The 8,774-nt window shown below is 71.3% G+C and carries 9 protein-coding genes; 6 read left to right on the top strand and 3 right to left on the bottom strand.

Annotation, left to right across the window (positions count from 1 at the left end):
* Positions 1 to 170 precede the first annotated feature (170 nt).
* Positions 171 to 1,904 (bottom strand): hypothetical protein, encoded by a 1,734-nt coding sequence (locus G3A44_RS21810; protein WP_163459864.1) that lies wholly within the window; start codon positions 1,902 to 1,904, stop codon positions 171 to 173.
* Positions 1,905 to 2,358: 454 nt separating this feature from the next.
* On the opposite strand from G3A44_RS21810, the gene G3A44_RS21805 reads away from it, so the two are divergent.
* Positions 2,359 to 3,144 (top strand): SDR family NAD(P)-dependent oxidoreductase, encoded by a 786-nt coding sequence (locus G3A44_RS21805; RefSeq protein ID WP_163459863.1) that lies wholly within the window; start codon positions 2,359 to 2,361, stop codon positions 3,142 to 3,144.
* Positions 3,145 to 3,154: 10 nt separating this feature from the next.
* Here the strand turns inward: G3A44_RS21805 and G3A44_RS21800 are convergent, their stop codons facing one another.
* Complete coding sequence (locus G3A44_RS21800) at positions 3,155 to 3,865, bottom strand: pentapeptide repeat-containing protein (RefSeq protein WP_239062038.1); 711 nt, start codon at positions 3,863 to 3,865, stop codon at positions 3,155 to 3,157.
* Between the two features lie 330 nt (positions 3,866 to 4,195).
* Between G3A44_RS21800 and G3A44_RS21795 the strand changes: the two genes are divergently transcribed.
* From G3A44_RS21795 to G3A44_RS21775, 5 genes are all read left to right on the top strand, one after another.
* Positions 4,196 to 5,359 carry an ABC transporter substrate-binding protein gene (locus G3A44_RS21795; protein WP_163459862.1) on the top strand — a complete coding sequence of 388 codons (1,164 nt, stop codon included), beginning with the start codon at positions 4,196 to 4,198 and terminating at the stop codon, positions 5,357 to 5,359.
* 56 nt (positions 5,360 to 5,415) lie between these two features.
* Positions 5,416 to 5,745 carry a metalloregulator ArsR/SmtB family transcription factor gene (locus tag G3A44_RS21790; RefSeq protein WP_163459861.1) on the top strand — a complete coding sequence of 110 codons (330 nt, stop codon included), beginning with the start codon at positions 5,416 to 5,418 and terminating at the stop codon, positions 5,743 to 5,745.
* 112 nt (positions 5,746 to 5,857) lie between these two features.
* The gene (locus G3A44_RS21785) at positions 5,858 to 6,724 is read left to right on the top strand and encodes a DUF6473 family protein (protein ID WP_163459860.1); all 867 of its coding nucleotides are present in this window, start codon (positions 5,858 to 5,860) and stop codon (positions 6,722 to 6,724) included.
* A gap of 17 nt (positions 6,725 to 6,741) precedes the next feature.
* Positions 6,742 to 7,617, top strand: a complete 876-nt coding sequence (locus G3A44_RS21780; RefSeq protein ID WP_163459859.1) for an SPFH domain-containing protein — start codon at positions 6,742 to 6,744, stop codon at positions 7,615 to 7,617.
* 27 nt (positions 7,618 to 7,644) lie between these two features.
* Positions 7,645 to 8,115: a hypothetical protein gene (locus G3A44_RS21775; protein ID WP_163459858.1), complete on the top strand. Its 471-nt coding sequence runs from the start codon at positions 7,645 to 7,647 to the stop codon at positions 8,113 to 8,115.
* Between the two features lie 270 nt (positions 8,116 to 8,385).
* On the opposite strand, the gene G3A44_RS21770 is transcribed toward G3A44_RS21775, so the two are convergent.
* Complete coding sequence (locus tag G3A44_RS21770) at positions 8,386 to 8,772, bottom strand: iron chaperone (protein ID WP_163459857.1); 387 nt, start codon at positions 8,770 to 8,772, stop codon at positions 8,386 to 8,388.
* Positions 8,773 to 8,774 lie beyond the last annotated feature (2 nt).

The following is an 8,774-nucleotide window of genomic DNA, read 5'->3' as shown; positions in this document are numbered from 1 at the left end:
GGCTGGCGCAGAGGCGGCCGGGGCGGCCCACGCCGCCTCGGGTGGCGCACCTGGTGGCGCACCTGGTGGCGCAGCCGCCCCGCCGGGCCCGGCCCAGCCCCACAGGGCCAGCCCGGCCGCCAGGGCCAGGCGGCCCACGGGTGTCACGGTGGGCACGGCGGTACTTTCGTTCAGACCACGGTCAGCACGATGGCGCCGGTGTAGTGCTGGCCAGCCCGCACGGGCGTGACCTTGCCGTTGACCGTCAGGGTCAGGGTGCGGCCTTCCGGTGCGCGCAGGCTGGAGCTGGCGTCCAGCTTCAAGCTGCTGAGGTAGGAGGTCTTGGCCACCACCCAGGTGGAAGACTCCATGAGCTTGACGCTCATGCCCTTGCCGGTGGCGCCGTAGTGGTGCACGTACTCGCCCACCAGCTTGTAGAGCTCGGGATGGTCGAAGGTCAGCTCGGTGCCGTCAGATGCGGTGGCGTGGGTGGTGACGGCCTCGGTCACGGCGCCGGTCAGGCTGGAGCCACGCAGGGTCAGGCTCACGCTGCCGGCCACGGTGTTGCCGTTGACCACGTCACCGGTCAGGGTGGAGTTGCGCACCACGGCCTTGACGGTGGAGCCGCTGGAGGGCATGCCCAGCGAGGCGCCGTAGGGGTCGTCGTTGACCACCGCCTGCAGCAGCAGCCCGTTGCCCGGCACCAGGGTGGCGTTGTCGATCACGATCGACGGGCTGGAGCTCTTGCACTGGATGGTGGTGGAGGCCGTGGTGAAGGTGCTGTCCTGGATGGTGAGCACGCCGCCGGTGTTGCTGTGCATCATCACGCCGAAGCGGCCGGACTGCACCACCGAACCGTCCTTGAAGGTGGCCGAGGCCGGGCCGTTGGCCATGATCAGCGCCATGTCGGGCACCTTGAAGGTGGTGCCGCTGAAGGTGTTGAGCGAGTCCCCGATGGAGTAGCTGCCGTAGCCGCTCTCCACCAGCTCCACGGTGCTGTTGCGCACGTTCAGCCGGACCTTGGTGGTGTCGTCGGTGGACAGGGCCCCCCAGGCTTGGGCCTTGATGGTGGAGTTGATGTAGTTGGCGGTGGCGCTGCCCACCAGGTTGGTGGCGCGGTTGGTGCCGGTGATGCCCAGCATCCACGGGGCCTCCATCATCTTGCCGGTGGCCACGTTCCACTCGTAGTCGGCCGGCAGGGTGCCCCCATAGGCCTCGATGTGCGAGTTCTTCACCGTCATGGTGCTGCTGCCGCCCGCGAACACAGCCGTGCGCACCACCCCCTTGGTGTAAATGCGTGCCTTGTCCACCGTCACGTTGGATGTGCCCTTGGACACGATGGCCGCGCCGAATCCGGCGAAGTCATTGCCGCCATTGCCGATCAGCCGGATGTCGGGCTGGCGAATGGTGTAGGTGGAGGCGCCGTCAACGATCAGGCCGTTGAACTTCTCTTCCAGCGAGCGGATGACCACCTGATCGGCCAGTTGGTCACCCACCGTGCCCTGGCGCACGATGGCCGCCACCGACTTGCCGGGCACATAGGCCCCGTCGTTAACGTACACGCCCGTGCGGAAGACGTGCTGCAGCTCCTGCGGCGCGGTGCCCGGGCCAGAGCTGGTGTAGCTCACGTTGATGTTCTCGGTCACGCTGAGCACCACGTCGCCGCGGTAGGCGCGTCCGGCCACCGGCGCACGGCCCACGCCGTCCACCGTCAGGGTCAGGCTGTAGCCGCTGGGCGCGGTGAGGCTGGCGCCCGCGCCCAGCACTAACTTGCTCAGGGCGGTGGTCTGGGCGATCTGCATGGTCTGGCCGTCGGGCACGGTCAGCACCGGGTCGCCGGCGGCGGCGTGGGCGCTGCCCGACAGCGCCGACGAGGTGGCCCAGGCGGTGCAAAGCAAGGCGTGCAGGGGAGTCTTCTTGAACATGGTGGGGTGTCTCCGTCGTGATGGATGTCGTCTAGGCGGGTCGGCCGAGCCCGCAGCAGGCAGGGCCGTGGGGGCCCGGGCGCCGCGCCGCGCAGGGCGCGGCCATGCCGGGTCTGGCACCGGCGCGCGGGCCGGTGGGGCGGGGCAGATCCCCAGGCCCCAAGCCTCCAGTGAGGAGGCGGTTTTGATGCTAGTCAGGGCCTGGCGTGAAGCCCATCACACCTTGTTGAACCCAGCGTTTGATGAAAACCAGGCGCCGCCGCAGGGGGCGGCAACACACGGGCAACAAGGCTCAGGCTGGCGGCGCGGGCCCGCGGGCGCGCCGGCCCCGGCCCGCCGGGTGCGGCCGGCCCAACCATGGCCGCCCCGCATGGTGGCCATCGGCACAAACCATTGTTCAGGCGCAGCGGCGCTGCCTAGCATGCCGCCCTGTCCCCTTAGAGGCCCTGCCGACATGACCGCCCCCACCCCCCCCTTCTCCGTGGCCACCCCGGGCCGCCGCACCGCCCTGATCACCGGCGCCGCCGGCGGCCTGGGTGAAGCTTTCGCCCTGCGCCTGGCCGCCCTGGGCCATGCCCTGGTGCTGACCGACCGCGCCGACTGCACGCCGCTGGCCTCGCACCTGGAGAAGCAGGGCACCCGCGTGACCGTCATCCCGGCTGACCTGGGTGACGCGGCCGATGTGCAGCGCCTGGCCGCCGCCGCCCGGGACTGGGCGGGTGCCCAAGCCGGCGGGGGCGTGGACGTACTGGTCAACAACGCCGCCTTCATGCCGCAGGTGCCGCTGGCCGGGCTCACGCCGGCCCTGTGGCGGCAGATCATGGCCGTCAATGTGGACGCCCCCCTGCTGCTGGCTCAGGCCCTGGCGCCGGCCATGGCCGCGCAGGGCTGGGGCCGCATCGTCAACCTGGCCTCCAGCACGGTGTGGGGCCCGCCCCCGGGCATGAGCGCCTATGCCACCAGCAAGATGGCCGTGATCGGCCTGACGCGCGCCCTGGCCAGTGAGTTGGGTGATCAGGGCATCACCGTCAACGCCATCTCCCCGGGCCTGACCCGCCACCCCGGCAGTGCTGCCCACCTGCCCGAGGCCGCGTTTGAAGGCGTGCGCCAGCGCCAGTTCATCCCCCGCACCGAGGTGCCGGAGGACCTGACCGGCGCCCTGGCCTTTCTGGTCAGCGACGATGCGCGCTTCTACACCGGCCAGGTGATGAACGTGGACGGCGGCGGCTTCGGGTTCTGAGGCGTCGGCGTCAGACCACCTGCACCCCCAGGCCGGCGATCAGGCCCGCCGCCTGGTCCACCGACAGGGTGCAGCCTTTGAAGTGCTGCAGCAGGTCGCCCACCTGCACCGCGCCCAGCCGGGCGCCGCGCAGGTCCGCGCGGGTGAAGCGGGCGTTCTTGAGGTGGGCGTCGCTCAAGTCGCAGTCGCGCAGCGTGGCTTCGCTGAAGTCGCAGCCGGAGAGGTCCGCGCCGGAGAAGTCCAGCCCCTGCAGGCGCTGGCGCCGGAAGGACAGGCCGCGCAGGTCGGCGCTGACCAGGCGGCTGTCCTGCAGCAGCAGGCCCAGGGTGCGCGCCTCGGTGAAGTGGGCCCCGGTCAGCTTGACCTCCTCGAACCGCGCGCCCGCCAGCTGTGCCCGGGTCCAGTGGCTGTTGTTCAGGTCACAGCGCTCAAATCGTGCCTCGGTCAGGTCGGCCAGGGCGAAGTGCGCTGCGGCGCCGCGGCAGCCCTGCCAGTGGCTGCCTGCCAGCCGCGCACGGTCCCAGCGTGTGCCGCTGAGCTGGCAGTCGGTCAGCACCGCCCCTTCCAGCAACAGCCCGCCCAGGTCTTCGCCCTCCAGCGTGCAGGCCTGCAGGTGCAGCCGCACGGCGCCGGCGCCACCGGCTTCGCGCAGGCGGGCCTCCAGCTCGTGGCGGGTCAGGGTCAGCGCGTGCAAGTTCAGCAGGGGAAGGGCGTCGGACATGAAGGGGGTCTGGGTTCAGGGCGCGCCACGCGGGCGGGAAGGGGACTCTAGGTCGCCCCACGCCCGCTGCGGGGCAAGCCCTTAGGCAAACGGCGGGGCAATGTCCGCCGCACTTGACCGTGGCCGCGGGCTGTGAACAAAGCCGGCGTGGGGGCCCGCCGGGGTGGCGCCGCCCACGGCCCTAGGGCAAGCCCGGCATCCATGGCCCGCCTGCATGGCAGGCATCAGCGCAAACCATTGTTCAGCCGCCGGGGCGCTGCCTAGCATCACGGCCGCTGCATCCGCGCCCGTGTCCTGGCCCGGTGTTCGTTGTTTTTGCCGTACCCCACCATGCACCGCTGTCTCACCCGACGATCCTGGCTGGCAAGCGCCGCCCTGGCGCCCCTGGCCGGCCTCATCCGCCCCGGCACCGCCTGGGCGCAAAGCCCGGCCGATGCCCTGCGCCTGGGCGTGAGCCTGCCGCTCAGCGGCGAGGCCGCAGCCCAAGGCCAGGCCCTGCTGCTGGGCGCGCAGGCCGCCCTGGCCGGAGCCAGCGTCAAAGGCCGGCCCGTGGTCCTGCAGGCCCTGGATGACGCTGGCCAGCCCGAGCGCGCGGCGCGCAATGCCCAGGCCCTGGCCGCCGAGGGGGTGGTGGGCCTGCTGGGCAGCTGGGGCGCGGCCTGCAACCTGGCCCTGCTGCCGGTGCTGGAGTCCGCGCGGCTGCCCCTGGTCGGCCCTGCCACCGGCTCCGAAGCCTTGCGCGGGCGCGACTCGCGCTGGTGCTTTCCCGTGCGCGCGGGCTACCAAGACGAGGCCGCCCGCCTGCTCACCCAGCTGGAGCACCAGAACCTGGACGACATCGCCCTGATCTGTGCCGATGATGCCGATGGCCAGGACGCCCACGCCCTGCTGGTGCAGGAGATTGCGCGCCTGGCCATGCGCCCGGCGGTCAGCCTCAAGCTGCAGGTCAGCGGCGCCAACCTGGAGACCGTGGCCACCCAGGCTGCCGCCGCCCAGCCGCAGGCCGTCATCGTGGCGGCACCCACGGCGCTGGCCGCGCGTTTCATCAAGCGCTGGAGCGGCCAGGGCTTCCGCGCCAGTGTGGCGGTCATGGCCGACACCGGGGCGGGCCTGCCGCCGCTGCTGGGCGCGGCCGGCCGCGGCGTGGCGCTGTCGCAGGTGTTCCCCTCGCCCTGGCGGGCCGGCCGCCCCCTGGTGCGGGACTACCAGGCCGCGCTGCGTGCCGCCCAGCCCGAGGTCGCCTCCGCCGTGCCCGCCCCCGTGCAGCGCCTGTACGGCTACGCCAGCCTGGAGGGCTGGTTCAACGCCCAGGTGTTGCTGCGCGCGCTGCAGCGCGGCCCGCGCGAGGCCGGCCGGGAACCCCTTGTGGCCGCCCTGGAGGGCCCCGAGTTCGACCTCGACGGCCTGGTCCTCAAGTGGGGCCGTGGTCAGCGGCGCGGCCTCAAGTTCAGCGAGATGACGGTGCTCAGCGCCGATGGCCTGCTGCAGCGCTGACGGCCCCGCTCCCGCCCCCGCCCCGCCGTCCGCGGGGGCGCTGGCACACTGCGCGCATGACCGATGATTCCTCTCCGGCCGCCGACGCTGCCACCCTGGCCGAGGCCGCGCTCTTCAAGGCCTTGGCCGATCCCACCCGGCGCCGCATCCTGGCCCTGCTGCGCGAGCGCCCCATGACCGCAGGCGAGATTGCCGAGCGCTTTGCGCTGGCCAACTCCACCCTGTCGGCGCATTTCAACGTGCTGCGCGAGTCGGGACTGGTGACGTCTAGCCGCCCAGGTACGACCTACCGCCTGGAGCCCGAGGCGGCCCGTGCCGCCTGGCAAACGGTGGGGCGGGTGCTGGGGATGGGGGCGCCCGAGGACGCTCCGGGGCCGCGGGCCTGAGCCGGACGCGCGCCTGCCGGCCCCGTACGGGCCGGCGACCATGGGCGCCACCGTGGCCTTCTGGCACCATGCACAGCCGTCAGGCGGCCGTGGGCGGCCCGGAGAGACCACCATGGGACAGGGCTATCAGCGGCGCGACTTCAACATCATCGACTACGAGCTGTACCAGTTGCCGGGCCTGGACCGGCCGCTGCGCGGCCCCGATCCCGGGCCGCTGGTGCCGGGCGGTTATGCCGTGGCCCTGGGGGCGGCGCAGACCTTTGGCTGCTACTGTCCGGTGCCCTATCCCCGCTACCTGCAGATTGCCCTGGGCATGCCGGTGGTCAACTTTGGTGTGGCGGGTGCCGGTCCCAGCTTCTTCCTGCAGGACCCGGCCTATCTGGAGGTGATCAACCAGGCGCGCTTTGTGATCGTGCAGGTCATGTCCGGCCGCAGTGAGAGCAACTCGCTGTTCTCCAGCCCCGGCGGCGAGATGCTGACCCGGCGTGCCGATGGCGTCACCCAGGGCGCGGAGCCCATGTACCGCGAGCTGCTGCAGCGCCATCCGCCCGAGGAGGTGGCGGAGGTCGTCCGCGAGACCCGCGCCAACTGGCTGGGGCATTGCCATGCCCTGCTCGACGCCATCCGCGTGCCGGTGGTGCTGCTGTGGATGTCGCGGCGCACGCCCGACTATGAGGAGGCCTACGGCTCGGTGGCGGCGCTGTTTGGCGACTTTCCGCAGCTCGTCAACCGGCCGATGTTCGAGGCCCTCAAGGCCAGGGTGCCCGACGTGGTCGAGAGCGTGTGCGGCGCCGGCATGCCGCAGCCCTTCATCAACCGTTTCACCGGCGAGCCCGCCGAGATCGTCATGCGCGCTGACCTGGGCGGCCGCGTCAAGCGCATCAACAACTACTACCCCTCGCCAGAGATGCAGCTGCATGCCGCGCAGCAGTTGCTGCCCGTCTGCACCCGCCTGAAGGCGGCGGGGGCCCCCGCATGAAGACAACAGGAGCACGCATGGCCATGACCGTGACGCAGGTGCTGGTGCCCGTGGTGGCGCTGGCCGCATTGGGACTGGTGGTGTCCACCGCCGGCACCATCCAGACCGGCAACGTGGGCATCCGCACCACGCTGGGCATCATCTCGCAGGAGGAGATCGGCCCGGGGGTGTACCTCAAGCTGCCGCTGATCTCCTCGGTGCAGGAGTTCTCCACCAAGGACATCGTCATCGACATGTCGGACCTCACGCCCAAGGCCAAGGACAACCTGTCCCTGCGCGACATGGACGTGTCGATCTACTACCGCGCCAACCCGCAGGCCATCGCCGAGCTGTCGTCCAAATACGCTTCGCAGAATTCACGCCACCCCGACGGCTACGTCATGCCCGCCTATGAGCTGGTCTGGCGCATCGCACGCAACGCCTGCTATGAGGAGATCGCGCGGCTGGACTCCCTGGTGATCCACACCCAGCGCGACGCCTTGGGGCTGGCCATCGCCCGCAAGCTGCAGGAGGAGCTGGACCGCACCGACACGGGCGTGTTCACCGTCAGCCGGGTGGTGATCCGCTCGGTGCAGACCGATCCGTCCATCGAGCAGAGCATCCAGCAGGCCGTGGCCAACCAGAAGAAGCTGGAGGCCATGCAGGTGCAGACCGAGATCGCCAAGCGCGAGGCCGACATCAAGGTGACCGAGGCACGCGGCATTGCCGAGGCCAACCGCATCATCTCCGGCTCGCTCACCCGCGAGTACCTGCAGCACGAGGCCAACATGGCGCTGCTGAAGTTTGCGGAGAAGGGCAACAGCAACACCATCGTCGTGCCCGCCGGCATGCCGGTGACGCCGCTGATCAGCACGCCCACGCCGACAGCGGTTACGGGCAAGGGCAAGGACTGAGCCGCCATAGGACCCGGGCCTGGACCCATGTCCGACACCTGCAGCGTGCAACTGAGCGTGCCACAGGCGCGGTGGCCCGCCTTGGCGCAGGCCCTGGCCGGTTGGGTGCTGTCCACCCAGTGCACGGTGGCCGCCGCAGAGCCGCCCACTGCGGCGCACCTGCTGCAACTGCTGCAGGCCTTGGCCGCTGACCCGCAGGCCAGCGCCTGCCTCACCCTGCGCTTTGCGGTCGACGACGTCCTGTGCGCCTTTCAAGCCGCGCACCCGATCCAGGCGCCTGGTCTGGGCCGGGACGAGGTCGCAGTGGGCTGCATTTGGCTGAGCGTGCGATCCGGCGCAGAGGGCGCGGGCGCAGCCGGCGTGTCCTCAACCCCGGAAGGTGGCGCAGCGTTGGCCTGGCGCCTGGACTTTGCCGCCCTGTCCGGGGCACTCAGCGTCTTGTTGCGCGAGTCGCCCGAAGTGCGCGCCGGCTTTGCCGCCTTGGGCCAACTGGCCTAGCCTGCCGGCGCGCAGCTGCTGGACGAGTGGGGCGACGTGGCGCCGCTGTGAAGGCGCGCAGCCTCAGACGAGGCCTGCGCGCGGTGGGTCGGTTGCTCAAATCTGCACCCGGGTGCCCACTTCCAGCACCGCGTCGTCAGGGCGGCGTCGTCTTCCACCGACAGCAGCCGCAGGCTCACGGGGTGTTCCTCCGGAGTTCTGCTGCGCCGGCTGCAGCTGGACGCTGTGGCCGTCGAGCCGGCCGAAAGCGGTGCCGCCTAAACCGTTCCTTTAGCCCGCGCGGCCGCGGTTGGCCTGCAGCCGGGCCGTCACCACCCGGGCGATCAGTGCCAGCGGCAGGGGCTGGTCCAGCTGGAACTGCAGATTGCCTTTGGGTCCCGCCCAGGGCGCCAGTTCGGCGCGCAGCGCCGCATCGTCCACCGGGGGGAACAGGCCGATGTGGCGCTTGAACGCCCCGATGTGCACCACCACCCCATGATCGAACAAGGTGGGCATGCCGTAGCTCAGCCGCTCGGTGGCCTGGGGCGCGGCGGTCAGCGCGACCTGGCGCACCGCTTGCAGCGCGGCCTGCGCCGGGGGCGGGAGTGCGGCGATGTAGGCCGCTACGGCCGCTGCGTCAGCCACATTCGTGTGCGGCCCGGCATCAGGGGGAGCCATGG

This window comes from Ideonella livida, assembly GCF_010499455.1.
Classification (GTDB): domain Bacteria; phylum Pseudomonadota; class Gammaproteobacteria; order Burkholderiales; family Burkholderiaceae_C; genus Ideonella; species Ideonella livida.
This window is presented reverse-complemented; position numbering and strand designations above follow the sequence as displayed.

What these genes read in the sequence shown, in the direction of transcription:
- G3A44_RS21810 (WP_163459864.1), bottom strand. Translation starts at nt 1,904, where the DNA reads ATGTTCAAGAAGACTCCCCTGCACGCCTTGCTTTGCACCGCCTGGGCC.
- G3A44_RS21805 (WP_163459863.1), top strand. Translation starts at nt 2,359, where the DNA reads ATGACCGCCCCCACCCCCCCCTTCTCCGTGGCCACCCCGGGCCGCCGC.
- G3A44_RS21800 (WP_239062038.1), bottom strand. Translation starts at nt 3,865, where the DNA reads ATGTCCGACGCCCTTCCCCTGCTGAACTTGCACGCGCTGACCCTGACC.
- G3A44_RS21795 (WP_163459862.1), top strand. Translation starts at nt 4,196, where the DNA reads ATGCACCGCTGTCTCACCCGACGATCCTGGCTGGCAAGCGCCGCCCTG.
- G3A44_RS21790 (WP_163459861.1), top strand. Translation starts at nt 5,416, where the DNA reads ATGACCGATGATTCCTCTCCGGCCGCCGACGCTGCCACCCTGGCCGAG.
- G3A44_RS21785 (WP_163459860.1), top strand. Translation starts at nt 5,858, where the DNA reads ATGGGACAGGGCTATCAGCGGCGCGACTTCAACATCATCGACTACGAG.
- G3A44_RS21780 (WP_163459859.1), top strand. Translation starts at nt 6,742, where the DNA reads ATGGCCATGACCGTGACGCAGGTGCTGGTGCCCGTGGTGGCGCTGGCC.
- G3A44_RS21775 (WP_163459858.1), top strand. Translation starts at nt 7,645, where the DNA reads ATGTCCGACACCTGCAGCGTGCAACTGAGCGTGCCACAGGCGCGGTGG.
- G3A44_RS21770 (WP_163459857.1), bottom strand. Translation starts at nt 8,772, where the DNA reads ATGGCTCCCCCTGATGCCGGGCCGCACACGAATGTGGCTGACGCAGCG.